Raw genomic sequence first — 25,211 nt, forward strand, 5'->3', positions numbered from 1 at the left:
TGATGGGTGTTGAGGTGAAACGCGGGTCAGCTCTTGTGCGGCTTGAGCTTCTCCACCATGGCCTTGATGGACTGGTTGAGGATGCCCGCCGACCTGGGGTCCCCCTTGAGGAGGGCCTCGGAGAAGTGTCTGGCCTGCTCCAGGGAGATGTGCGGCGGCAGCGGCGGCACGTCGGGGTCCACGTACGCCTCCAGCACCACCGGCCGGTCCGACTCCAGCGCCCGCTCCCACGCCCCGGCGATCTGCTCCGGCTTGTCCACCCGGATGCCGCGCAGGCCAATCGAGTCCGCGTAGCGCGCGTAGGGGAAGTCCGGCAGCTCCTGCGAGGCCTTGAACTCGGGGTCGCCGTTGAGCACCCGCTGCTCCCACGTCACCATGTTCAGGTCGCGGTTGTTGAGCACCAGGACGATGAAGCGCGGATCCTTCCACTCGCGCCAGTACTTCGCCACGGTGATGAGCTCGCTGTTGCCATTCATCTGCATGGCCCCGTCACCCACCAGCGCGATGACGGGCCGCTCGGGGTAGGCGAACTTGGCCCCAATCGCATACGGCACCCCGCAGCCCATGGTGGCCAGGTTGCCCGACAGCGACGCCATCATCCCCCCGCGGATCTTCAAGTCCCGCGCGAACCAGTTCGCCGTCGAGCCCGAGTCCGCCGCGAGAATCACCCGGTCCGGCAGCTTCGGCGACAGCTCGGAGAACACGCGCTGCGGGTTGATGGGGTTGGCGTCCACCATCGCCTGGGCCTCTACCACCTTCCACCACTTGCGCACGCCCTTCTCCACCCCCTCGCGCCAGCTCCGATCCGCCTTGCACTTGAGCAGCGGAATGAGCGCGCGCAGCGTCTCCTTCGAGTCGCCCGTGAGCGGCACCTCCACCGGGTAGCGGATGGCCAGCATGCGCCCGTCCAGGTCGATCTGCACGGCCCGCGCCTGGCCCTCGGGCGGCAGGAACTCCGAGTACGGGAAGCTCGTGCCCACCATGAGCAACGTGTCGCAGCCCATCATCAGGTCCCAGCTCGGCCGGGTACCGAGCAGACCGATGGCGCCCGTGACGAAGGGCAGATCATCCGGCAGCACCGCCTTGCCCAGCAGCGCCTTGGCCACGCCCGCGCCCAGCAGGTCCGCCACCTCGAGCACCTCGGGCACCGCGCGCATCGCGCCCGCGCCCACCAGCATCGCCACCTTGCCGCCCGCGTTGAGCACGTCCGCCGCGCGCCTCAAGTCCCGCTCCTGGGGCACCACGCGCGGCGCGCTGTAGCCCACGCTCGAGTGCACCGTGCCGTGCTTCATCGGCGGCGACTCGTAGGGCTGCTCCTGGATGTCGTTGGGCAGGATGATGCACGTCACCGTGCGCTCGGCCTGGGCGATCCGCATCGCCCGATCCACCGCGTGGCGGATGGCCGAGGGGTGCGTCACCAGGGTGATGTACTCGGCCGCCACGTCCTTGAAGAGCGTCGACAGGTCCACCTCCTGCTGGTAGTGGCCCCCGAGCGCCATGCTCGCCTGCTGCCCCACGATGGCCACCACCGGCTGATGGTCGAGCTTCGCGTCGTACAGGCCATTGAGCAGGTGGATGGCCCCCGGCCCCGACGTCGCCATGCACACGCCCACCTCGCCGGTGAACTTCGCGTGCGCGCACGCCATGAAGGCCGACATCTCCTCGTGGCGCGATTGGATGAACTGGAACTCGGAGTTGCGCCGCAGCGCGCCCATCACGCCGTTGATGCCGTCACCCGGATAGCCGTAGATGCGGCGTACGCCCCACTGGCTCAACCGGTAGAGCAGGTAGTCGCTGACGGTGCCACTCATGGCGTGTCTCCCCTGGGCTGACCGCGTGGAGGGACACCTCCCCCCGCCTCGGCCCCCGCCGTGGCGCAAACCTACGCACGCCCCCACGAGCGGGAGCAGGCCGCTCTCCCTGCCTCGCAGCCCGTCTCGCCCTAGCCCTGGGCACCCGGGGGCCCGCTCGTCCGTCTGCTCCTTCCGTCGCCCCGTCGATGCCGGAAACGAACGGAAACACCCACCGCGGTCCCAATCCTTTACACTTCTCCAGGAGAGAGGAGCCGACACCGTGTTGCCCTATTTCCCTTTCGAGCAGGAGCTGTTCGCGATGCGGCTCGGCGTGCGCGCGCTCCGCCCGGGCGAGCCGCTCATCGAGGTGGAGGAGCCGCATTACGCCGAGGAGCTGGCGCTCAAGCAGTCCCTGCTCGCCGATGCCCAGCGCGTGCGCTTCGCCGCCCTCCCCCGCACCCTCGCGGCGCAGTGGGAGGCCGTCACCGAGCTGCTCCCGCTCATGGCCCACCAGCACCCCCAGCACTTCACCCTGGAGCGCACGGCGGACGCCTGGCACTGGCACAACCACCTGCTCGACACCCGGACGCACTTCATCCCCGGCGAAGCGGACAGCCTCCCCCTCGCCCCGCTCGACTGGCTCGGCCGCCAGGTGCAGGAGGATCTGCTCCTCATGGACGGCACGCACGAGGGTCTGCCCCTCATCGCCGGTCAGCTCTGCTTCCCCGCGGGCTGGTGCCTCGCCGACAAGCTGGGCCACCCGGTGCTCGACATCCACGCGACCGTGCCCGGCTTCGGCGAGCAGCTCGGCGGCGCCACCGTGCGCCTCATGCGCGGACTCAAGTCCGGCCGCCCCGTCACCCGCGTCAACTGGGGCATCAGCGTCACCCCCCAGCTCGACCTCGCCCCCTGGACCCAGCCCGAGTGGCGCCACCTGCGCCAGGAAGTCACCGCGCGCAACGCCGGAGAGAAGTGCTACCTGCGGCTGGAGCGGCAGACGCTCTCGATGCTGCCCACCTCGGGCGCCATCCTCTTCACCATCCACACCTACCGCGCCCCGGTGGCCACCGAGGTGGAGGATCCCGAGCGGCGCCGGCTGCTCGCGGGCGTGCTGCGCACCCTCCCCCCCGAGACGCGCGACTACAAGGGCCTCACCGCCTTCCTCCCCCAGCTCCTCGCCTGGCTCGAGCCGGGTACCCGCTCCTGAGCGGCGCGCCGCTCTCCGCCGCCATGGGGGTTGCACGGCGGCGGAGGAGGGCGGTGGCTACCTCAGTGCTAACGCTTCGTGGCCTGGGTTAGCATGGCCATCAAGGACGCGTCATGACCTGGACACACACGCTCGTGCTTATTACGGCCTGTACTCTGCCAGGATTCGAGCTTCTGGCAGAGCCCCCATGGCATCAGCTACCCCTCCTCTCATCTGGTCCTGAAAGAGGGGGAGCGCGTAAACCTCCAAGGAAACCCAAGTCCCCAGGAAAGGAAGAGGAGCCGCGGAAGCGCCCGGTCAATCTGAGTCGTTGCCTCGATTCGTGTGCCGCTGGTGGCGCGGTCTTCATCAACTTCTGCAACGACATCGAAAAACCCGCGACACGTGCCGTTTGCTTCTCCAAAGCCAATGAGAGCGAGCAGCAGTGTCGGGGATTTTGTTCCAACTACTTCGGAAGCTGAGAGGTCTCTGCCATGACCACGGTGACTCGACTGATGCGCGGCCGCAAACCCACTGGGCCCATCTTGGCGGAGCGCAAGTTCAAGAGTTCTGGTGGCGCTCGTGCCTCCATCCGTGTCCGTGCACCGGCCAGGGATTCGCGGACAGGCAACTACAGGTGCTGCGTGGAGTGGGTGCACTCGGGGAAGAGGGAGCTGTTCGAACTCTGGGGAATCGACTCCATGCAGGCGCTGCAACTCGCTCTCCGAGCCGCCGGGGACCTGGTGAACGGGGACGAAGAGGACCTGCGGTGGGTGGGGAGCGATGACGGCTACCTGGGATTTCCCAGGACGTACCCGGAGTTTCTTCCCAAGGCGCTCCTACGTAAGCTGGAACGCATGATCGACCGGGAGATCGCCGCCCACGCGCGCAAGAGCGCAGCAGAGCGCAAGCAGTCGCGGGCTCGAGCGGGACGGAGCAAGCCCATCTCCGGCTGAGGACATGGGTTTGAGACTGCTGAGCTTCTGAATGTGGAGGCGGCGGGATCGAAGCCGCTACGGGTGGATCCGCCCCCACTCGGGACCAGGGCACGCCACCCGTTTTCCCCGACTACAAATCGTCTGACACCTTTCCCGGAACACCCGCCCAGGCTCGATCGTTCCCTCGAGAACCTCCGGCAGGAGCTCGCGGATGTAAGCGCGCACTGGAGCTGGGCCACCACCGACGATCACGTTCTTGAAGAACATCTGCTCAGCGCGCGCGCCGGTAGTGCATGGCGACCGCGCCGCCGCGGAGCGGCTTCGCCGAGACCAGCTCGAGCCGTCGCGTGCTGGGCAGCCCGCTCTGGTACAGGGTCGGGCCGTGGCCGACGATCCTGGGGTGGATGAGGAACTTGTACTCGTCGATCAGATCCAGCCGGTCCAGCTCGGTCGCGAGCTTGCCGCTACCGAGGAGCACGCCGGCCGGGGTCGCGTCCTTGAGCTTCTGCACGCCCGTGCGCAGGTCGCCGACGATGTGGTGGCTGTTGGTCCACGGGAAGTCCTTTCGCGTCGACGACACCACGTACTTCGGCTTGGCATCCAGCTTGACCGCCCACTCGCGCATCGCCGGCGGCGCCTCCTCATCGCCGCGGGCGACCGCCGGCCAGTAGCTCTCCATCATCTCGTAGGTGACGCGGCCCCACAGCATCGCCCCGCCCTCGTCCATGAGGCGGGTGAAGAAGGCGTGTGTCTCGTCGTCGGCGATTCCCTCCTGGTGGTCGACACAGCCGTCCAGGGTGACGTTGATGCTGAAGGTCAAGAGTCCCATGCGGCGAGTCTAAGCCATACACTCCTGGCGATGGAACGGCAGGCCGTCGCAGAACTTGTCGCTGAGGATGTGCGCCAGGAGCGAAGGTGTCGCGAGCGCGCGCGGCAGGATCTGCGGCGGCAGCGGTGCGGTCACGATCGTCGGCTCGGCAGTGTCCGCCGCGCCGGCGTCGCGTCGGCGGGACCGCGACGGAGCCTCGAGATCGATGCCATCGAGCAGGTCGTCGAGCGCTCGCCCGAGAGGGTGTCAAAAAACTTGAGCAGCACGAGCCCGAGAGGGTGTCAAAGAACTTGAGCAGCACGAGCTACGGAAGCTACCAACCGGGCCGCCCCCCGGGGGTGTTCCCGAGGAAGAGGGGAGGGTGGCCTCCCTGGGCGTCAGGAAAGCCCTCACCGCGAGGACCATCCTCCGCCACCCGGCCCCGCGCCGGGGGACTCAACCTGGGGGACACTCCCCAGAGGAGCCAACGTGATGACCGAAGAAGAGATGGAGAACCACTTCAAGCACCGCTTCGCGGGTACGGAACTCTTCCTGGAAAAGCAGGTGGAGGAGGGTGGGGTTCGGGGCTGGGCCATCCGATCCAAGGACGATGAGACCTGGATCCACTTCCAACTCCGCTTCGAATGGGAGTTCGTCGTCGCGACGGACTTTGACAAGTACCGACCTATCTCCGGGTACGTGGCCATGTGGTCGCGCGAGCTGGGCGTCATCGAGGCGGAAATCGCCCTTCCCACGCAGTTGCCCGGTGACCACCCCTTTACCCACGTGCTCCATCGGTTGGGCCGTCCCCCTCTGGGTGAGGACATCCAATCCCTGGAGATAACCTTTCCCTCGGAGTCGAACGCGCCACGAGTGTCCCTGCGTTTCGCATCAGATGCACTGCGCGTGTGGCGCAAGACGGGCGTCAACGTCATGGATACAGAGACAACAAGCCTCTTCGGAAGAGCGCTCATCCCGTGCCTGCGGATCGAGGGGTTGTCCTTGGCTTCGGAAGGCGAGGCCAATGCGCAGTTAGAGGCGTTCGGCAACGGAGCCTTGTTGGAACTTGAGCGGCAAACGGACAGCGCTGCCCGACTCCAGGCCTACCGGCCCTTCAGGTTTCGACTTGACTTTGGTCTACCGTCGACGGCGTTGGGGCCCGTCACCTTGACTCCGGACGCGGCGCCCCTGAATCTGTACATGCACGCGCGACTGGAGACAAACAACCTCGCCGCTCGGTTTCTCGGGTTCTACCAGACGCTGGAGTACTTCTTTACCAGGTATGGGAAGGGAAACGAGAAGGTCCTGTTCAAAAAGACCCTCGAGGACTTGGTGACGGCTGAGGAACTCCGGGCATTCATTGGGCAGAACAAAGAACTGCGTGCGTTCTACGCCAAGCCGGAAATGCCCATCGTTGGCGAGCACATTCACATCACGCACACCGAGCGAGACCTCCTGCAGGACACCATGGATCGCCTCTACCAGCTCAGGTGCCGCATCGTTCACACGAAGGAGAGGGCTGAAAGCGAGGTCTTCGTCCCGTTCGCCGCGGAGGTCTTTGAACTGGGACCAGACGTTGAACTCATCCAGTTCCTCGCGCGGCGCGCACTCGTGGAGCACCAGCGCCCTGTAGGCGCCGGCGGAAAGAACAGGTAGGCTCGAACATATGACGCGTTCAGTGTCGGCCCTGGTTCTCGTCGTTCTCTGCACGGCATGCCCCGAGACGTGGCGCAAGGGTGGCCGCATCGACCGGGCCCTGGCGAAGGACGTGAAGGCCGAATGGCGGGATCGGCAACTTCCTTCCCACTGCGCCCTTTCCGAGGAGGAGTGGGAGGAGCAGTGTGCTGGCAGTGAGGACTGGGAGGAATCAAACCCCTGCCATCGTGCGTGTGAGCCCTAGCATGCGAGGGGACGGACGGATCCGGACATGGCTCGCGGTCCTCGGGAGCCTCCTCTTGCCCGTGCCGCTGGTCTGGCTCTTCGTCTCCCTGCCTGGGGGATATTCCATGCGCACGGCACAGACACCGGCACTCACTCTCGTTCCCATGCTCCCGCCCGCGGAGCGGGAAGGCACGCTCACCTACGGCCGGGAATGCCGTACCCATGACGATTGTGATTCCCAACTGCGCTGCTTTTCGAGTCTGACGCTGGAATCCCGCTACTGCATGGACAGCGACTGCGTGGTCGACAAACACTGTCCGGAAGGCTTCTCCTGTCAGACCTATCCCGTGCGCCAACGGCCGGAGTTGATCCGGATCTGCTCGGTGGTGGGCCGCAGGCAGGAGGGAGAGCTGTGCTCGGAGTGGACTCGAGATCCGGAGCGTGGCTGTGAGCGGGGGCTGCTCTGCCATACGCGCTGTGGCCGTCCTTGCGATCCGGACGATCCCTCCACCTGCCCAGAAGGATTCTTCTGTGAAAAGGCCCGTGCGGGCGCGGCCTGCCAGCCCACCTGCGAGGGACGCGCCTGCCCCGAGGGAGAGCGATGTATCGGCGTGGGAGGAAAACGTTCCATCTGCGCGCGCGTTCATGGAAAGGACTGTCAATCCGAGCCCTGTGCTCCCGGCCAGTACTGCTCGGTGAGCACCTATCCTCAACCCGCGAGGGAGGTCTGGATGCAGTGCACCCAGGGCTGTGGCCGCAAGGGAGCGCCTGCGTGCCCCGAGGGGACTATCTGTGAAGATAACCAGTGCCTCGCGCGGTGTTCACCCGATGGCCGCTGTGACGAGGGCTTCAAGTGCACGGACCTCCCAGAAGGCCCCGCCGTCTGCACACTCGACATTCCCAGGTCTTCGCCGTAGAGCAGAAGGGCCTGGGCTCCCCGATATCGGCCGTGAGAAGCTGAGTCGATGGGGGTTCTCTTGATGCGCTGATCATGGATGTCACTCGTGCTCGCCCTGTGCACGGCCTGCCCGGAGACGTGGCGCGAAGGTGGACCATCGACCGGGCGATGGCGAAGGACATTCAGGAGGAGTTGCGCTCACTTGAAGCCGACGTGCGGCGCTGCCCATGCGGAGGTGTGCGGCGAGTGCTGACGTGCGTGACGTCCCGGGCGTCCGCCCAGGAGTGGCTGGCGCGGCTGGAGTCGCGCGGGCGGGCGGGCGCGGGCGCCCTCGCCAGGGGCGCCTGAAGCCGACTCTCCCGGCAGCCCTTCCCGGAGACGTGTCTGCAGGGGGCGCCTCTCGCCGGCGCATGCCCCCGCACGCCCGCACGCCCGGACGGCCGCGGAAGCGGCGCGGACGGTGCACTCCCGGCGTCCTGCCGGCGACTCGCGCGCCTCCCGGCGACTCACCCCTCGCCTGCGTTTCGTGGTTTGTTCTTCCTCACCGCTCACCGCTGACGTTCGCGCTGAACCACCTCGCTTGTTTCCAACTCACGACGTCGCTGCTCGACCTGCGGCGAAGGACGCCCGGCGCGCCCGCGACCGGGTCGAGCAGGCGCGCGAGGGCATCATCGACCGCCTCGCCGCCGTCCTCGACGACCGCGACCTCGAGGACTTCGAGCGCATCTCCGCCAAGATCCTGGCCGCCTTCGACGAGCCGTGCGACGAGGAGCCCTGATTCACGGGGTCACCGGCGGAGGTGAGGCGCGCGGCGCGCGAGTGGAGTGTCCGCGAAGTTCTTGGACATAGTCGTCCAAGGCCCAGCGCCCGGACTCCTGCGCCGGGAACAGTACGGGCTCCGCGACTATGTCCAACTATTTGCCGGACACTCCACTAGACTGCGGCCCGTGACCGCCGCGTCCCTGTCGTCTCCGCACTCCGAGCTGGGGCACTTTCTCCGGACCCGCCGGGCGCGGCTGCGGCCGTCCGATGTGGGGCTGACCGAGGGCGCGCGGCGGCGCACGCCGGGGCTGCGGCGCGAGGAGGTCGCGCAGCTCGCCGACGTGGGGGTGAGCTGGTACACGTGGCTCGAGCAGGGGCGCGACATCCATGTGTCCGAGCCGCTCCTCGAGCGGCTGGCGCAGGCGCTGCGGCTGACTCCGAGCGAGCGAGCGCACCTGTTTGCGCTCGCCCAGGGGCGGCCGGCGGCGAGCCCGCTGATCGCCCCGGCCGGCGTGAGCGAGGCGCTGCAGCGGGTGCTCGACGTGCACCCGTTCCCGGCGCTCGTGGCCACGATGCGCTGGGATTACCTCGCCTGGAACACGGCCGCGGTGAGGCTCTACGGAGATTTCTCAAAGCTCACGCCCGCGCTCCGCAACGGGCTCTGGAGACTGTTCACCGACCCGAACAGGCGCCGCATGATACCCGCCTGGGAGCAGATCGCGCGAGCCAGCGTGCAGCGCTTTCGCCTCGACGCGGCGCGCTCGGCCGACCGCTCGGCCTTCGACGAGCTGGCGGCCGCGCTGTCGCGGGTGAGCCCCGAGTTCACCCGCTGGTGGGGCGACCATGACGTGGTCGAGGTGGGCGAGGGCTCGAAGGAGCTGATCCATTCGGACGTGGGGCTCGTGCGCTTCGAGTACGTGACGCTCACGCAGGCGGAGCCCGACGGGCGCGTGCTTCGTGTCACGTTCTACTCACCGCAGGCTGGCGAGAGCGAGGAGCGCACGAGGCGACTCTTCGGGCCGATCACAAGGTGAACGGCGCGCCGGTCCAGTGCTCGCTCACCGCCCAGAGCCGATCGGGATAGATTTCGGGGTCCACCCTACCGAGGTCTCGGTCGCGAACGCGTCAACGTCGTCGAAGCCCACGAGGTCCGCGAGTACCGCGGGCTAAAGAAGCCCCAAGCAGCTACGCCTTCAGTCTGGTGGTGGCAGTCCCAGGATAAAACCTCCCTCTGGCAACCTTTCACGCCGGTCGTATCGTGAGCGCCGTGAGCAGGCCGACCGGGGCGTCCGGTGGCCTGCGTTGAGGAGAATTTCGCATGCGTTATAGACTGTTCGGCCGCACTGGCCTTTACGTCTCGGAACTCTGTTTCGGAGCGATGACATTCGGCGGGAAGGGCTTCTACGAGCCCATTGGTAAGACGGCCCAGGCCGAGGCCGACGAGCTCGTGTCAATCTCGCTCGAGAGCGGCATCAATTTCTTCGACACCGCTGACGTCTACTCCGAGGGCGAGTCCGAGAAGATCCTCGGCAAGGCCCTCGGCGCGCGCCGCAAAGACGTCGTGCTCGCCACGAAGGTGCGCGGCAAGGTCGGCACGGGTCCGAACCAGCAGGGCCTCTCCCGCGCTCACATCATGAGCGCCATCGAGGGCAGCCTGAAGCGCCTCGGGACCGACTGGGTCGATCTCTACCAGATTCACGGCTTCGACCCGGTGACCCCCTTCGACGAGACGCTGCGCGCCCTCGACGACGTTGTCCGTTCTGGCAAGGTGCGTTACGTCGGCTGCTCGAATCTCGCAGCATGGCAGCTCGCCAAGGCCAACGGCATCGCGGCGCGCCATGGTTGGGCTCGCTTCGAGTCATTGCAAGCCCACTACACGATCGCCACCCGCGATCTCGAACGCGAACTCGTGCCTCTACTGAACGACGCGCAGATGGGGCTCATGGTATGGAGCCCGCTCTCCGGGGGCCTGCTGTCCGGAAAGCATGGTCGTGACGGCAAAAGCCCTGACGGCTCGCGCCGAGCCAGCTTCGACTTCCCGCCCGTCAACAAGGAGCGCGCCTTCGACTGCATCGACGCGATGCGGAAGATTGGCGACGCCAAGGGCGCGAGCGTCGCATGCGTCGCGCTTGCGTGGCTGCTCGCAAAGCCCCACGTCTCCGCGATCATTGTCGGCGCGAAGAACGAGGAGCAGCTCAGGGACAACCTGAAGGCGAGCGACTTCGTGCTCGACCCCGCCGAGCTCGCCGAGCTCGACAAGGTGAGCGCACTGCCCGCCGAATACCCGGGCTGGATGATCGAGTTCCTACGCAACCAAGGCAGAGCGCCGAAGAACGCTCGCTAACGTCAACTGTTGCCGTCTGGCGAGCCCGCATGCCCGCATGTCGTTCACGCCGTGGGCGACCATGCGGGCTCGTCGGAGGCATTCAAGCGGTCAATGAGATAAAGGGCTTGTGCGTCGGCCCCGCGTGCGGCAGGAGAATCGTCAATGCAAAAGCGCAAACTTGGAGAACTCGAAGTCTCTGCCATGGGCTTGGGCTGCATGGGTATGAGCTTCTTTTATGGCTCGCCGCCCGACTCGACAGAGATGACACAGTTGCTGCGCGCTGCAGTCGATCGTGGCGTGACTTTCTTTGACACTGCCGAAGTCTACGGCCCATTCCTCAATGAGGAGTTACTCGGTTCGGCGCTAGCGCCTGTACGCAACCAAGTTGTGATCGCAACGAAGTTTGGTATCAAGCACGGCGAGCACGGGCCAAGCCCGCTCTCGGGCGTCGACAGCCGACCCGAACAGATCCGTCGAGTGACCGAAGCGTCGCTCAGGCGTCTTGGAACCGATTGCATCGACCTGCTTTACCAGCACCGTGTCGATCCGAACGTGCCTATCGAAGATGTAGCCGGGACAGTCAAAGACCTGATTACAGAGGGCAAGGTCAAGCACTTCGGTTTGTCAGAGGCCGGTGCAACGACCATTCGCCGCGCCCACGCCGTGCAACGTGTGACTGCGTTGCAGAGCGAATACTCGCTGTGGATGCGAGAGCACGAACTGGAAATCATTCCAACGCTTCAGGAGCTGGGTATTGGGTTTGTACCCTTCAGCCCGCTCGGCAAGGGTTTTCTTACTGGCAAAATGGACTTCACCACACCGTTGGCCGACAACGATCTACGCCGTCTGCTGCCCCGCTTTGCGCCCGAAGCCATGCGAGCCAACCAAGCGCTAGTCGACTTGCTCCAGCACATTGCTACCGCCAAACAGGCGACCCCGGCGCAAATCGCGCTTGCTTGGGTGCTGGCGCAGAAGCCGTGGTTTGTGCCGATCCCCGGCACCACCAAGCTGCATCGACTGGAAGAAAATCTGGGCGCTATCGACCTTGAGCTGACGTCTCGAGACCTGCAGAGCATCGAGGAAGCAGCCGCGCACATCCAGCTCCAAGGAGCGCGCGTCCCAGAGAGCCTGCAGTCCCAATTCGGCCGATAGAGCTACAGAGCTATCTGCCAGTCCATACCCTGCGATTGCCCACGTCGGAACCCCTCCGTTTGGTCCTTCTTTGGTCCCGAGGAGCCCGATTTGGTCCCCAAAAGCAAACCGCGCCCCCCTGCCAGCAGAGGGCGCGGCTCACAGCGGCCCGTCGATGGTGTCCGTCGATGGTGTCAAAGGACTCGTTCCGACATTTCGCCTCCTACGAATCGTCTGACACCTTCTTCGGGCTCAGGCGGGACCGGCGAAGTCCTCGCGGTAGCTGCCCTGCTCGATCTCCCTCAGCAGGGAGGTGTGCTTCGGGGTCCATCCGAGACCTCGCGCCCGCGTGGCGCGCACCCGGCTGTTGGACGCGCCGCTGTAGCGAGCCTCGGTCTCGCCGACGAGGGCGACCGCCTGGGCGATGGGAAACGAGACGGTGCGCCCTCCATACCCGAGCATGCGGCTGATGGCGGCGGCGATGTCCAGGAATCGCTCCTCGCCCGCTTCCGCGAAGAGGAAGTCTCCAGGCTTCGCCCGCTCGATGGCGAGCGCGTAGAGGTCCACCAGGTCGTCGATGTGGACGTTGGACCAGACGTTGAGTCCCCGGGCCAGATGCACGCCCGCGCTCTGGGTCCGCGCCATCTGGATCAGCGCGGGCACCTGGATGGAGTCGCGCTTCAAGCCCGTTCCCCGCCCGTAGATCATCGGTGGGCAGATGACGATGCCGCGCACCCCCCGCGCGGCCGAGTCCAGGACGAGCCGGTTGATGGCGACGCTCTCGGCCTTGACGGGCTCGGGGGTGAAGGGGGTGTCGTCCTCGAAGATGCGCTCGGAGACCTCCCCCTCACCGAACTCCGACACGATGGAGGAGCCACTCGTGTGCACGAGCGTCTTGTTCGTGCCGCTCAGACCCTCGAGGAGCGCCTCGACGGAGCCCCGGTGGTGCATGTTGGCCGCGTTGATGACGACGTCGGCCTGCCGGGCGCAGCGGCTCAGCAGGGCCCCGTTCTCGATGTCTCCCAGGATGGGTTGGATGCCCAGGGCGGCGACGCGCTCGCTGGCCGCCTGGGTGCGCACCAGTCCCGTGACCTGGTAGCCGTCGCGCAGCAGCCGCCGCGCCACCGAGCCACCGATGTAACCCGTCACTCCCATCACGAATGCACGCTTCATGTCTGAGTCCTCCGCGAGGTGATGGGAGGGGAATAGACTCCGGCGCTCGAACGCGGCAGGGGCGCTGGACACACAGGGCCTGTGCCTGGGAGGAAAAGCATCATGGACTCGTGGCCCGACCTTCTCGCCTTCGTCCACAGCGTGCGCGCGGGGAGTTTCAGCGCGGCGGCCCGGGACGCGGGAAAGACCCCCTCGGCGTTCAGCAAGCGCGTGGCCCGGTTGGAGGAGCAGTTGAAGTTGCGCCTCGTGGTCCGGGGCGCGGACGGCCTGCGCACGACACCCGAGGGCCAGGAGTTCTACCTGCGGCTCGAACGGGCGCTGGAGGATGTCCAGGAGGCCTGCACCCAGGTCACCCGCGCCCGCGCGCCTCGCGGACTGCTCCGGGTGAGCGCGCAGCCCGACGTGGGGCGGGACTGGCTCGCGCCCCGGTTGACGGGATTCGCGCGGCTCCATCCCCAGATAGAGCTGGAGCTGAGCCTGAGTGACAAGGTCGTGGACCTGCTGTCCGAGCATTTCGACGTGGCCCTCCGGGTGGGTCCCGTCGAGGACGGGCGGCTCACGCTCCGGCCGATCGGCCGCTTCCGCAACTGCCTGTGCGCCGCTCCCGCCTATCTCCGGGAGCGGGGCACGCCGCGCGACATGGGGGAGATGACCCGGCATGTCTGGCTGGGCTACCTGCGCGGCAACCGGCAGGAGGGCTGGAATCCCGTGACGAAGCAACGGCTCTCGATCCGGGCGCCCTACGCGGCCGACAGCAACGCGGTGCTGCGCCAGCTCGCGCTCGACGGCCTGGGCATCGCGAGGCTGCCGGAGTTCACCGTGCTCGAGGACTTGCGGCGGGGCGCCCTGGTGCGCCTGCCCGGGGATGCGCCCGATGACGAGGGTCTTCCCATCTCCTTCGTGTTCCCCCAGGGACGGCAGCTCGCCTCGCGGGTGAGGGTCTTCATGGACCACTTCGCCGAGGAGGCCCGCCGCTCCCTTCCCCAGTCGCGAGCGTCCGGCCGGTGAGGGGGGCGGACTCTTTTCTCGAGGGGCATGTCACACGCGGCCCGGCCTGCGTCGTCCTGGGGTTGTGCAGGCGATATCCCCTGCCGATGACCCAGGAGTCGCACCATGAAGGCCAGGATGAATCCGTACACGGTCTCGCCCGAGGCCCTGAAGCTGACGATCGACTACAACCAGAAGCTCGCGGAGCTCGGCTTGGAGCCGTCGCTCCAGGAGCCGAGAGGGTGTCAAAGAACTTGAGCAGCACGAGCTGGAGCGACACGCGGCGGGAAGGAGAAGGGCGGGAAGAGCGCCGAGAAGTCTCCTCGACTCCACCGGGCCGCCGCCTCTCGAAATGCCGCGACGAAGGCCCGGTACTGCTCGCGCAGCTCCTTCAACGCCTGCCGCGTGGAGGCATGCCACAACGGCCTCGGGCTCCTCTTGAGGTGCTCGGGCCGGGTATGCGGGTGTTGCGCCCTCACGGCACTTGCTCCCAACACGGGCGTGCCCCGGGATTGAGCCTCGGCTTCCACTTGCTCCACGAGCCCCCGCACCGCTCGCTGCCTCTCGTCCTCCTTCAGTCCTTGCCAGCACGGCAGGGGCGCTATTTCCAACTCCACCGGCTCGGCCCATGCCTGAGCGAAGCGTCCCTCTTCTGCCATGTCCTCGCTTCCGCGCTTGCTCCAGCGCCTGGTCCAGTTGAACCACCGGAACAGCCGCCGTGCGGGCCCCAACAGTTGCGGCAAGCACGTGAGACCCGGCCACTCGGCGCTCCTGTCCACCAGGCCCTCCTTCACCCCATGGGCCAGCACGTAGCGCAGCCGGCCCACCAGCGCGGTGTCGTCCAGCACCGGCTCCACGGAGTAGCGCCGCTCCCAGAAACCTCCACTCCAATCCACCAACTTCCCCACCTTCTTGGAGAGGTTGGCTCTCAGGTACTGCATGAAGCCGGCGAGCGCGGCCCCTCGTGCCCACACCAACAAGTGGAAGTGATTGGAGGCGAAGGTGAAGGCGTACAGCCGGATGGTGCCGGCACTCTGCTGGACGGCGCGGGCCAGCACGCCTCCCACTCCGCGCTGGGGCGCAGCAACAGCCGTCCCTGGAAGCACCTGGAGGTGACGAAGTAGTAGCCCTCCTCTTGGAACATCCTCAGCGGCCAGCCCATCCCCCTCCCCCTGCTTGCGTTCCGCCAGGCCGCATGCATCGTGCGCGCCAACTCGCAAGTCCGCGGAAGCATTTGAAGGGGGTGGGTTCAACCGTCCACGCCGAGTCTCGTTCTGGTTCGGGTCTCTCGTTTCAAATCCTTTGACACCTCCGGCGGCGGGCACCCGCGCAAGGCAGTTGCCCACGTCGCCAGCGTCGTGGCCGGCTACGCCCCGCCCGCCGTTCCCTCCGCTGGCCGCCCTATGCGCCACTCATAGGATTCCGTAGATTCGAACGCTTCAAGGCAGGAGCCCACACCCTGAGGTGCTACGTGATGCGTTGTTCACTGGTGCTGCTCTGCGTGGCCCTGATGGGGTGTGGCGGCGCTGCTCCAAGCGTCCGTCATACGCCGGATGAGCAGAGGCGCTGTGTCTATGTCCCGTCCCGTGACGAGGCGGCCGGAGCCTGGAAGAAGAAGGTGCCCTCCGCTCGCGCGGGTGTGCACGTGGTGCTTGGCTCGGCGACGGCGGGGGCTTCGCCCGTGGCTCCCCCTGCCCCAAGTCCGGCCCCTGCCCTGGAAGGGCTGTCGGGTGAGGGGTTGGGGAACGGCATTCCCCGGGGAGTGCTCCGTTTGGTGCCTGAAGCAGGCGCGGGCGCGGAGGTAGGGGCTGGCGGTGCCGCAGGGGAGACGGTGGTGGTGGGGGGAGCGTTCGTCGCAGCCGTGGGCAGTGGGTTGCTGGTCTGCTTGACGGCCCGTGCGGCCCTGGATGGGGAGAAGACCCCCATCGAGATTGCGGACGAGTATTACGGCACACACTTCGGAGACGTGAAGGGGTGGGTTCAAGGTCAATACCCGGCCCAGGTTCCTCCTCCTGGCGCAGCGCCCAGGTCGAAACCCGACGAGAGCACCGACAAGAGGCTGGGGCGCATCTATGTCACCTACACGAAACTCAATCAGATGACCCACCGCTACTACGCCGGGCGGACCAGCATGGTCGTCGATCTTGCTGAGCCTCTGCGAGTTCAGGCTGCACTGGCAGTTCTCCTTCGAGATCGGAATCACCACCTGGACGAGAATGCTGAACCGGCGGGCGCCATGTTCGACCTGGCGCGGACTGATCGATTCGATGTCGGCACCGCAGTTGACTATAGCCGGAGATATGACGACGTCGCTTATTGGCGGATTCGCGGGAGGGAGCAGCAGTTGATTGATTCCCTTGGAGGAGCCCGCTCTGACACCGGAGAGCCTTATCGCACCGAGAATGCCGTACGCGGAGTGGCGAAAGAAAATCCACAAGGCAGAAGGCTCCACGCCGCCGCGACGGAGTCGTGGGGCCAACTTCACCCTTACACGGGATACTAGGGATGCCGCGAATCTACAAACCGGGCTCGTTCTTGAGAATCCCCCTTGCCGACGGCTCTTTCGGTTACGGCAGGGTGCTCAAACTGCCGCATGATGCCTATTACGACTACAGGACCGACACTCCAGATCCAGATCTGGATCGGATTGCCTCCAAGCCTATCCTTTTCAAGATCATGGTTCGCCATATGGAGGAGCGGGCATGGGAGCTCATTGGGTGGAGAAAGCTGGAGGAGCAGTTTTCTCAACCGATCGTCCAGTTCATGCAGGACATTGGGAACTTCCGCGACTGCACGATCTTCGACACCGTTGGCAATGAGAGAAGCGCGGAGCCCCAGGAGTGTGTCGGGCTTGAGTGCTCGGCTGTCTGGGAAGAGGTGGGGGTTGAGGAACGCCTGCTCGATGCCTTCATGGGGCGGCCCAACGCCTCGGTGGAGCGCTTGAAGGTGCGCCTGAAATAGGCACGCTCATCGGAGCGGACGCGGCTCAAAGCGGCGGATTGTTCTGCATGGAGGCAGCGGGAATCGAACCCGCCGCAAGGCGGAAGCAAAACCCCAAGCAGGTCGCGCCGTTACCGACGAATGCCTTCAGCTCCCGTTCTGATCACGGCCGCAGCACCGTCAGCTTGAAGGGGCCGCCGTGGGCGGCCGCGTGCGTGACGGCCTCGTTCGCGTCGTCCAGGGCGAAGGCCGTGACGTCGAACTCCTCCAGCCGCAGGAGCCCGGAGCGGACGAGGCTGGCCATGCGGAGGACGGCCTCGGGTGGGCACATCCACTGCCCGTGGAGGGTGATGCAGTTGCGCATGATCCACGGGTAAGGCAGGTCCAGGCCCGCCCCCCCCAGCATCCCCACGCCCCCCATGAGCACCACCCGTCCGGAGGGCCGCACCGTCATGAGGGCGGCGCGCACCGGGAGGGTGCTGGCCGAGGGGGGCAGCAGATCCATCACGCAGTCGATCGGGCCGGGCGCCGCCCGCCGCATCCGCTCCCGGTCCTCCTCCTCCTGGCCCCCGAGCTTCACGGTTCGGACGCGGGGCCCGAAACGGCGCTTCAAGTCCTCGAGCACCGTCTCCTTGCGGCCCGGCGCGATGACGCAGCCCGCGCCCATCGCCAGGGCGACCGCGACGGCCGCGCTGCCGAAGTTCCCCGTGGCGCCACTGATGAGGACCGTCTCCCCCGCCCGGAGCTCCGCCTTGAGCAAACCGCCATACGGCACGAGCAGCGTGACCAGGGCGCACCACCGCGCCGCCTCCGCGTCGTCCAGCGGGCCCAAGGGATGGGCGTTCTCCGTCGGGACCCGGATGCGCTCGGCGAAGGAGCCATGGTGGAAATGCTTCTGCAGGCGCTGGCCCCCCTCACCCCGGGCGCTCCAGCCCTGGAGCGTGATGTCGGGAGACAGCCCCCCGTCACGCGACCGCACGGTGGGATCGCAGAAGACCCAGTCCCCGGGGGCGAGCCGGGTCGCGTCCGGTCCGACGGCGCGCACGCGGCCCACCGCCCCGCACCCCGGCGCCACCGGCGGCGTCAGCAGATACCGCCGCTCGCCACTGAAGACCTCGTTCGCGTAGGGCAGCACCGGCGCCGCCACGACATCCACGATCACCTCTCCGGTCCCCAAGAGGGGCTCGGGAAGTGTCTCGATGGCGAGAGGGGCTCCAAAGGACTTCAGGATCGCGGCTTTCATGGTGGGTCCTTCCTCGGGGAATGGACCTCTATTCTTCGAGGGCCTCGCGCTCGCGGGAAGGCCTGGCGCCATCCTAGGATTGGCGAGTACCTCCCTCACGGAAAGCGAAGGCCATGGCGGGCTCGAGCCGAAGCGAACTCGGCGACTTCCTCCGATCGCGACGAGAACGATTGCACCCCGAGACCGTGGGTCTGCCCGGGGGGCGCAAGCGCCGCACGCCGGGCTTGAAACGGGAGGAGGTCGCCCAGCTCGCGGGCATCGGCATCGACTGGTACGTCCGGCTGGAACAGGGCCGGACCGTCAGTCCCTCTGTCGCGACGATCGATGCGCTGGCCCGCGCATTGCGCCTCGACAAGGCCGAGCACGCCCACTTGAGGGAGCTGGCGCGCAACGCCGACCACCGCGCGTTCTGCCGAGAGACCGTCCCCGACGTCATCCACCGCATGCTCCAGGGACTCGAGCATCCCGCCTACGTCACCGGCCGCCGGTGGGACGTCCTGGCGTGGAATGCCGCCGCGGCCGACCTCTTCATGGACTTCGGCCGGCTGGCCGAGGCGGATCGCAACGTCCTCGTCTACGTGCTGAGCGATCCGGGCGCCCGGCGCATCTTCGGCGCGTCCTGGGCCGACGAGGCCAGGCGCATGGTGGCCCAATTCCGGGCGACGCATGACCTCTGGGCCGACGATCCCGCGTTCCTCGAGCTGCTGGAGCGTCTGCGGAGCAAGAGCCCCGAGTTCGCGCTCTGGTGGGAGGCACACGACATCCGCCAGGTCGCGGCCGGCCAGAAGCTGCTGAACCATCCCCAGAAGGGCGCGCTGCGCTTCGAGTACGCGAGCTTTCAATCCAATGACAATCCCGCGCTGAAGCTGGTCATCTACACGCCGGGGTGAGGCGGCTGTGCGCCGCCTCGGCTCTGGAGTACCCCCTGTGGGGGCCCCAACGTCAACTCCCGGGCAACCCGCACACGCGAGGCTCGTGGAAGACACTGGGTCTCGTGCCTCCCCGTGGATGCGCGCTTCCTGGACGAACAGGGGAACGGATTTGACCCTACGAGTCAAGACGACTGACAAGTCCTGTAGGGTTCTCCGGTTTTGACGTGCCGCAGCATGGGTCCCGCTGAGCGAATCCTCACACGGAGCGTGATCCATTTTCACGGTCATCTTACAATTATGGTTATGCGCATTTTTCCATTTCTGCTGGCTGCGAGCCTCACGTTCCTGGCTTGTGATCCACAGACCTCTCCCAGCGCGGTGGATGCCGAGTCCCCGCGGCTCTCACTTCCGGGCGGCAAGGCGTTCGTCGCCGGCACCCGGTTGTTGAAGACCGAGAAGGCCTTCCCCGGGCGGTACATCGTCGTCCTCGATGACAACGCCGCGCGTCAGGCGCCGATGCAGCGCATGGCCACCGAGCTGGCCGCGCTCCACGGGGCGAAGGTCGGGCATGTGTACTCGCACACCCTCTCGGGGTTCGTCGCGACGATGTCCGAGGCCGACGCACGGAAGCTGAGCCTGGACCCGCGCGTGCGCTACGTCGAGGAGGACGGCATGCTCAAGGCCGCCAGCAGCACGCAGACGGCGCCCCCGTGGAACCTGGATCGAATCGATCAGCGGGCTCTGCCGGTGGACCAGAGCTATTCCTACAGCCGGACGGGCAGTGGGGTTCATGTCTACGTGCTCGACACGGGTATCTGGACGCCCCACAACGAGTTCGAGGGGCGCGCCCGCTTCGAGTACGACGTGGCCAGCTACAGCTGGAACCAGGGCAACCCGGACTGCAATGGCCACGGCACGCACGTGGCGGGAATCATCGGGGGCAAGACCCATGGCGTCGCCAAGGGGGTGACGCTCCACGCGGTGCGCGTGCTCGGCTGCGACGGCGCGGGGTACGTCTCCGACGCCATCCTGGGCATCGAGTGGGTGACGGCCAACCACGTGAAGCCGGCGGTGGCCAACATGAGCCTGACGGCCTGGGCCGATACGCAAGCCCTGGAGGACGCGATCACCCGCTCCATCAACGCGGGCATCACCTACGTCGTGGCCGCGGGTGACGACGACGGCGGCCCCTTCAACTTCGGCGCGGATGCGTGCGGCCGCTCTCCCGGGCGGCTTCCGGCGGCGATCACGGTCAGCGCCACGGACTCCACGGACAAGCGGTGGTCGACCGCCAATTATGGCAGCTGCGTGGATCTCTTCGCGCCGGGCGCGCAGATCGTCTCGGCCTGGCCGGGTGGCCCCTATTCCTCCACGCTCACGGCCAGTGGCAGCTCCATGGCCGCCGCCCATGTGACGGGCGCGGTCGCGCTCTACCTGGAAGGCGATCCCACCGCCACGCCCGAGCAGGTCGCGAACAGGCTCATCAGCCGCGCGACGCCGGACAAGGTCTCCTATCCCGAGGGCGCGCCGAACCGGATGTTGTTCACCCCCTGCTCGGTGCTGGAGATGACCCAGCCACCGCAGGTCTCCCTCACCGCACCGGCGGCCGGAGCGGCGCTGAGCGGCACGGTGACCCTCTCCGCCACCGCCACGGATGACATGGGCGTCACGAAGGTCGAGTTCTACGCGGGCACGCACCTGCTCGGCACGGACACGTCGCCGCCCTACGAGATGACGTGGGACACCACCGCCGCCAGCAATGGCTCTCATACCCTCACCGTCCGGGCGTACGACGACAGCTGCGGCTGGACGCAGAGCACTCCCGTGGACGTGTCCGTCCTGAACACGGGCAACGCGATCTTCGACACGCAGTGGCAGGTGCCCGCCTGCGCGACCGTGGGCAGCCGGTGCGACTCGGTGTGGCTGCTCGAGGGGCGGGGACCGCTCGGTCCCGAGCTCCATGCCCCGAACACCCTGGGAGGCGGCTGCGCGGATGGAACGGACCGGCCGGCTCTCCCCGCTCCCGCGCTGCAGCGGCTGGCCATCTTCCGGTCCGATGGCACCGCGTTCGCCGCGGGCAAGCAGGTGACGATCCAGGCGACGGTCCGGGCCAGCCACCAGTACGGGGTGGAATACCTGGACCTCTACTCCGCGGCCGACGCGAGCAATCCGGTCTGGACGTTCCTCACGACCCTCCATCCTGGCGGCTCTCGCGACCGGGTCGTCTCGACCACCTTCCTCCTGCCCCAGGGAGGCGTGCAGGCCATCCGCGGTGTGTACCGCACCCAGGGAAGCGCCCAGGCGTGCAACACGGGGGTTCGCAACGACCAGGATGATCTGGTCTTCGCGGTGGGCCAGGAGACGGACAACGTTCCGCCCACGGTGGCGATCAACTCTCCCGTCGCGGGCGCCACGGTGGAAGGCACCCTCTTCCTCGGGGTGGCGGCGGACGACAACTTCGGAGTGGCGAGCGTCGAGTATCATGACGGCACGACCTTCATCGGCCGCGCCACCCGGCCTCCCTTCACCGTGCAGTGGACCACGAAGGGCTCGCCCAATGGCACGCACCGTATCACGGCGCGGGCCTACGACGCCGTGGGCCTCAACACCACGTCGGACCCCATCGACCTCATCTTCAACAACGATATCGTCCCGCCGCAGGTGACCCTCCTCACGCCCGCGCAGGGAGAGGCGGTGAACGGGTCCGTGCACATGAGCGCCAGCGCCAGTGATGACCGGGGCGGGAGCGTGCGTGTCGAGTACTTCTATACGAACCCTCCCTCGCCCTACAGCTCCATGGGCAGCAGCTCGACGCCGCCCTACGACGTGTACTGGAGCACCCGCGGCAATTACGCCAACGGCACCATGGCGATCTACGTGAAGGCCACTGACGGGGCGGGCAACTCCACCCTCGCGGGGCCGGTGAACGTGGTGGTGGACAACGATTACACGCTTCCGACGGTGGCCGTTTCCTCGCCGGCCGCTGGAGCGACCGTGAGCGGCCAGGTCTCCGTCGAGGCCACCGCGAGTGATGATCGGCAGGTCGCCTGGGTGGACTTCCATGTCGATGGAAACTGGATCGGCCGAAGCCTGTCGCCTCCCTACACGGCGACGTGGGACTCGACGATCGAGACCAATGGCAGCCACACGCTGACGGCGCAGGCCGTCGATGGTCAATACAACTCGAAGACGAGCACCGCCGTCACTGTCAACCTGAGCAACCCGGGCGGTGCGGCCTACGATGCGACCCTGAAGGCCCCGACCTGCACCCTGGCCTCCAACTACTGCGACTCGGGCAAGCTGCTGAGTGGAATGGGCTCCTACGAGACCAACAGGCCCAACACCCTGGATGGCTGTGCCGACGGCACCGCGTATAACCATCACTCCTCCACGGTGTCCATCGATCGGATCCGCGTGTCGCGGCCGGATGGGACGAACCTGGCCGCCGGAAAGCGGGTCCGCATCGACGTCGACGTCTGGTCTTACAGCCAGACCCAGGAGTCCCTGGACCTGTACTACACGAGTGACGCGGCCCACCCGTCGTGGACGTTCCTGACCACGCTCAAGCCGAGCGTGTATGGCTCGCAGACGCTCTCCGCGGAGTACCGGTTGCCCTCCGGAAGCGTGCAGGCCGTGCGCGCGAACTATCGCACGACCACGAATGTCTCCTCGTGCAGCTCCGGCAGCGGGAATGACCACGACGACCTGGTCTTCACGCTCGCCGACGCGCCGGACACCACGCCGCCGTTCGCGCAGCTCACCTCTCCGGCCGCGGGTGCGGTGCTGACGGGGATGGCCACGGCGACCGCCATCGCGAGCGATGACTACGACGTGGCGCGCGTGGACTTCTACGCGGGGACGACCCTGCTCGGGACGGATGACACGCCGCCGTACAGCGTGAGCTTCAACAGCTGGAACGTCCCCAACGGCAGCCAGTCGCTGACCGCCGTGGCCCGGGATGCCGCCGGGAACCCGGGCACCTCGAGCCCCGTGGTGGTGACGGTGACCAACGATCACGCGTCGCTGCTCGCCACCCTCACGAGCCCCACGAATGGGGCGAGCGTGGCGGGAACGGTGACGCTCTCCGCCACGGCCGGCAACCCGAGCAAGGTGTGGCGGGTCGAGTTCTACGCGGGCACCCGCCTGCTCGGCACCGACTACTCGTCTCCCTACAGCGCGAGCTGGAACACCATCGCCGATCCGACCGGTCCGTATGTCCTGACCACCCGTGCCTACGACTCCTCGGGCAACGTGGAGGTCTCGCCGCCGGTGAACGTGACGGTCGTGCGCGATACCACCGCGCCCACGGTGTCGATCACCTCTCCCTCGGCGGGCACCACGGTGCGTGGGAACGTGACGGTCCAGGCCAGCGCCACCGACGACTCACAGGTCTCCCGTGTCGAGCTCTACGTGGACGGCTCCTTGATCGGCTCCAGCTCCTCCTCGCCCTACGCGATCTCGTGGAACCCGAGCGCGGTGGCGGATGGAGACCACACGCTCACGGCGAAGGCCTACGATGCGGTTGGCCTCACGGGGACCTCCGTTGGGGTCACGGTGAGCGTCGACAACACGGCTCCGACCGCGTCGATCACCTCTCCCACGGCCACCTACGTGCAGGGGACCGTCCAGGTGACGGCCACCGCCAGCGACAACCAGGCCATCGCGAAGGTCGAGTTCTATGACGGCGCGACGCTGTTGGGGACAGACACGACCGCGCCCTACAGCGTGAGCTGGAATACCCTGGGCGCGGTTGGGAGCACTCACACGCTCACGGCGAAGGCCTACGATGGCGTTGGCCTCACGGGGACCTCCGCTGGGGTCACGGTGATCGTCGACAACACCGCTCCGCAGGTGTCGCTCACCTCTCTGGGCGCCTTCTATGTCCACGGGACCATCCAGCTGTCGGCCACCGCCAGCGACAACCAGACCCTCGCGAAGGTCGAGTTCTATGACGGCGCGACGCTGATCGGCACCGCGACCAGCGCGCCGTACTCCGTGAGCTGGAATACCGTGGGCGCGGCGGAGGAGACCCACACGCTCACGGCGAAGGCCTACGATGGTGTTGGCCTCACGGCGACCTCCTCGGGGCTCTCGGTGCTCGTCGACAACGTCGCTCCGCAAGTGTCGGTCAGCGCGCCCACGGCCACGAACATCCAGGGAACCGTCACGGTGATGGCCAACGCCACCGACAACCAGTACGTCGCGAAGGTCGAGTTCTACGACGGGCAGACGCTGCTCGGGACGGATACCTCGACCTCTCACGACCTGAGCTGGGACACCACGGGGGTGCCCGATGGCAGCCACACGATCACCGTCAAGGCCTATGACGCCGCAGGGAATGTCCAGAGTGCCTCGCGCACCTTCACCGTGGACAACACTGGCCCGGCCGTGGCCATCACCTCTCCGGCGAATGGGGCGTCGCTGTCGGCACTGTCCGTGAACGCCACCCTTCAGGCCAGTGCGAGCGACCCCAGCGGCGTGACGAAGGTGGTGTTCTACGATGGGAGCACCGTCATCGGTACGGACACCACGGCGCCCTACAGCGTGAGCTGGAGCATCCTGTTCGCGGCCAAGGGCCAGCACACGCTGACGGCCCGGGCCACCGATGCGGCCGGCAATGTCACCACGTCCGCGGCGGTCACCGTGACGATCAAATAGCCGCCATACGGGTACTGGCGCCCTCGGTGCATGGAAGGAGGGTGCCAGTATCCCAGGGTAGGAGGTGCTCCATGCCAGAACGATGGGCCTCGTCGGGTGACGTCCAACTGTGGAGTTAGCCAGGCTAAAGCTCTTCGCGGAACGGCTCCGGAAAAATGCCGTGACGGGCTAGCGAGCAGAAGTCCGCTAGGATTGTCTTGGCATAATAGGCGATGAGCGGCTCGCCCGGGAATTCCTCGCGTAGCTCGCGCTCGAGCTCGGCGGAGAGTGCCGCGAGCTTTTCGACGTCCCGGCCCGCGTTCTCGCGGACTTTCTCAATCCTGCCCGTGACCCCAGAAAGGCGGAAGGCCGCCTCTGTCTTTCCTGATGTGGCCGTCATCGCGACACCGGACGGGGAAACTGCCGCTCAAGCCAGGCGACGATAACCGCGTGGAGACCCTCGATTGACGGCAGGCTTTGGAACGCCTCACACAGTCTCGCCTGCCAGAGGGCCGTCGTGATTGCCTCCTTCTCGCGCCGCTCGATGGCGCGCATGACCTCCTCCGTCCGGGGCGTCTGACGCAGGCTCGCCTCAAACTCGTACTGCTCCCGGTGGAAGCAGTGGAGCAGGAGGCG

General features: G+C 66.9%; 22 protein-coding genes and 1 tRNA gene. 14 read left to right on the forward strand and 9 right to left on the reverse strand.

The features are described from left to right. Positions 1-26 precede the first annotated feature (26 nt). Positions 27-1,811 (reverse strand): thiamine pyrophosphate-requiring protein, encoded by a 1,785-nt coding sequence (locus CYFUS_RS49505; RefSeq protein ID WP_095991601.1) that lies wholly within the window; start codon positions 1,809-1,811, stop codon positions 27-29. A gap of 262 nt (positions 1,812-2,073) precedes the next feature. On the opposite strand from CYFUS_RS49505, the gene CYFUS_RS49510 reads away from it, so the two are divergent. Together CYFUS_RS49510 and CYFUS_RS49515 are read left to right on the forward strand one after the other, a co-directional pair. After that, a complete protein-coding gene (locus tag CYFUS_RS49510) occupies positions 2,074-3,000 on the forward strand; it encodes a heme-dependent oxidative N-demethylase family protein (protein ID WP_095991602.1) in 927 nt (308 codons plus the stop codon). A gap of 473 nt (positions 3,001-3,473) precedes the next feature. Beyond that, positions 3,474-3,935, forward strand: coding sequence for a DUF6968 family protein (locus CYFUS_RS49515; protein ID WP_232537263.1), 462 nt, complete (start codon positions 3,474-3,476; stop codon positions 3,933-3,935). A gap of 253 nt (positions 3,936-4,188) precedes the next feature. On the opposite strand, the gene CYFUS_RS49525 is transcribed toward CYFUS_RS49515, so the two are convergent. Continuing rightward, positions 4,189-4,746 carry a dihydrofolate reductase family protein gene (locus CYFUS_RS49525; RefSeq protein ID WP_095991603.1) on the reverse strand — a complete coding sequence of 186 codons (558 nt, stop codon included), beginning with the start codon at positions 4,744-4,746 and terminating at the stop codon, positions 4,189-4,191. Between the two features lie 9 nt (positions 4,747-4,755). Then, positions 4,756-4,881 carry an IS66 family transposase gene (locus tag CYFUS_RS51520; RefSeq protein ID WP_157759108.1) on the reverse strand — a complete coding sequence of 42 codons (126 nt, stop codon included), beginning with the start codon at positions 4,879-4,881 and terminating at the stop codon, positions 4,756-4,758. Between the two features lie 336 nt (positions 4,882-5,217). Here CYFUS_RS51520 and CYFUS_RS49530 point away from each other — a divergent pair, with 336 nt between their 5' ends. The 6 genes from CYFUS_RS49530 (at position 5,218) to CYFUS_RS49555 (ending at position 11,744) form a co-directional block, all read left to right on the forward strand. Continuing rightward, on the forward strand, positions 5,218-6,381 hold the full coding sequence (locus tag CYFUS_RS49530; RefSeq protein ID WP_095991604.1) for a hypothetical protein: 1,164 nt from the start codon (positions 5,218-5,220) through the stop codon (positions 6,379-6,381). Between the two features lie 1,291 nt (positions 6,382-7,672). Further along, positions 7,673-7,852, forward strand: a complete 180-nt coding sequence (locus CYFUS_RS49535; protein WP_095991605.1) for a hypothetical protein — start codon at positions 7,673-7,675, stop codon at positions 7,850-7,852. A gap of 232 nt (positions 7,853-8,084) precedes the next feature. Then, positions 8,085-8,282: a hypothetical protein gene (locus tag CYFUS_RS51525; RefSeq protein WP_157759109.1), complete on the forward strand. Its 198-nt coding sequence runs from the start codon at positions 8,085-8,087 to the stop codon at positions 8,280-8,282. A gap of 169 nt (positions 8,283-8,451) precedes the next feature. Beyond that, positions 8,452-9,300 (forward strand): helix-turn-helix transcriptional regulator, encoded by an 849-nt coding sequence (locus tag CYFUS_RS49545; RefSeq protein WP_232537264.1) that lies wholly within the window; start codon positions 8,452-8,454, stop codon positions 9,298-9,300. A gap of 284 nt (positions 9,301-9,584) precedes the next feature. Next, the gene (locus CYFUS_RS49550; RefSeq protein ID WP_095991606.1) at positions 9,585-10,610 is read left to right on the forward strand and encodes an aldo/keto reductase; all 1,026 of its coding nucleotides are present in this window, start codon (positions 9,585-9,587) and stop codon (positions 10,608-10,610) included. A gap of 144 nt (positions 10,611-10,754) precedes the next feature. Then, positions 10,755-11,744, forward strand: a complete 990-nt coding sequence (locus tag CYFUS_RS49555) for an aldo/keto reductase (protein WP_095991607.1) — start codon at positions 10,755-10,757, stop codon at positions 11,742-11,744. A gap of 231 nt (positions 11,745-11,975) precedes the next feature. Here the strand turns inward: CYFUS_RS49555 and CYFUS_RS49560 are convergent, their stop codons facing one another. Next, the gene (locus CYFUS_RS49560) at positions 11,976-12,896 is read right to left on the reverse strand and encodes an NAD-dependent epimerase/dehydratase family protein (protein WP_095991608.1); all 921 of its coding nucleotides are present in this window, start codon (positions 12,894-12,896) and stop codon (positions 11,976-11,978) included. Between the two features lie 102 nt (positions 12,897-12,998). Between CYFUS_RS49560 and CYFUS_RS49565 the strand changes: the two genes are divergently transcribed. Both CYFUS_RS49565 and CYFUS_RS54270 read left to right on the forward strand, forming a co-directional pair. After that, the gene (locus CYFUS_RS49565) at positions 12,999-13,904 is read left to right on the forward strand and encodes a LysR family transcriptional regulator (RefSeq protein ID WP_157759110.1); all 906 of its coding nucleotides are present in this window, start codon (positions 12,999-13,001) and stop codon (positions 13,902-13,904) included. A 105-nt stretch (positions 13,905-14,009) separates the two neighbouring features. After that, positions 14,010-14,141 (forward strand): hypothetical protein, encoded by a 132-nt coding sequence (locus CYFUS_RS54270; protein WP_269770193.1) that lies wholly within the window; start codon positions 14,010-14,012, stop codon positions 14,139-14,141. Here the strand turns inward: CYFUS_RS54270 and CYFUS_RS49570 are convergent. Then, complete coding sequence (locus CYFUS_RS49570) at positions 14,129-14,941, reverse strand: hypothetical protein (protein ID WP_232537265.1); 813 nt, start codon at positions 14,939-14,941, stop codon at positions 14,129-14,131. The genes CYFUS_RS54270 and CYFUS_RS49570 overlap by 13 nt on opposite strands. Before the next feature lie 716 nt (positions 14,942-15,657). Here CYFUS_RS49570 and CYFUS_RS49575 point away from each other — a divergent pair. Both CYFUS_RS49575 and CYFUS_RS49580 read left to right on the forward strand, forming a co-directional pair. Next, positions 15,658-16,386, forward strand: a complete 729-nt coding sequence (locus CYFUS_RS49575; protein WP_157759111.1) for a hypothetical protein — start codon at positions 15,658-15,660, stop codon at positions 16,384-16,386. Between the two features lie 2 nt (positions 16,387-16,388). Continuing rightward, a complete protein-coding gene (locus CYFUS_RS49580; protein ID WP_095991610.1) occupies positions 16,389-16,844 on the forward strand; it encodes an immunity 26/phosphotriesterase HocA family protein in 456 nt (151 codons plus the stop codon). Between the two features lie 48 nt (positions 16,845-16,892). Here the strand turns inward: CYFUS_RS49580 and CYFUS_RS51530 are convergent. Together CYFUS_RS51530 and CYFUS_RS49585 are read right to left on the reverse strand one after the other, a co-directional pair. Continuing rightward, positions 16,893-16,972, reverse strand: a tRNA-Ser gene (locus CYFUS_RS51530). A 14-nt stretch (positions 16,973-16,986) separates the two neighbouring features. Next, positions 16,987-18,066, reverse strand: coding sequence for an alcohol dehydrogenase catalytic domain-containing protein (locus CYFUS_RS49585; protein ID WP_095991611.1), 1,080 nt, complete (start codon positions 18,064-18,066; stop codon positions 16,987-16,989). 113 nt (positions 18,067-18,179) lie between these two features. Between CYFUS_RS49585 and CYFUS_RS49590 the strand changes: the two genes are divergently transcribed. Continuing rightward, on the forward strand, positions 18,180-18,956 hold the full coding sequence (locus CYFUS_RS49590) for a helix-turn-helix transcriptional regulator (RefSeq protein ID WP_095991612.1): 777 nt from the start codon (positions 18,180-18,182) through the stop codon (positions 18,954-18,956). Between the two features lie 285 nt (positions 18,957-19,241). Then, positions 19,242-24,596: an Ig-like domain-containing protein gene (locus tag CYFUS_RS49595; protein WP_198316406.1), complete on the forward strand. Its 5,355-nt coding sequence runs from the start codon at positions 19,242-19,244 to the stop codon at positions 24,594-24,596. A gap of 124 nt (positions 24,597-24,720) precedes the next feature. Here the strand turns inward: CYFUS_RS49595 and CYFUS_RS49600 are convergent, their stop codons facing one another. Both CYFUS_RS49600 and CYFUS_RS51535 read right to left on the reverse strand, forming a co-directional pair. Next, entirely contained in the window at positions 24,721-24,975 is a 255-nt protein-coding gene (locus CYFUS_RS49600; RefSeq protein WP_095991614.1) for a hypothetical protein, read from the reverse strand. Further along, the gene (locus CYFUS_RS51535; RefSeq protein WP_157759112.1) at positions 24,972-25,130 is read right to left on the reverse strand and encodes a hypothetical protein; all 159 of its coding nucleotides are present in this window, start codon (positions 25,128-25,130) and stop codon (positions 24,972-24,974) included. Before CYFUS_RS51535 ends, CYFUS_RS49600 begins: the two co-directional genes overlap by 4 nt. Positions 25,131-25,211 lie beyond the last annotated feature (81 nt).

The organism is Cystobacter fuscus (assembly GCF_002305875.1).
Classification (GTDB): Bacteria; Myxococcota; Myxococcia; order Myxococcales; family Myxococcaceae; genus Cystobacter; species Cystobacter fuscus_A.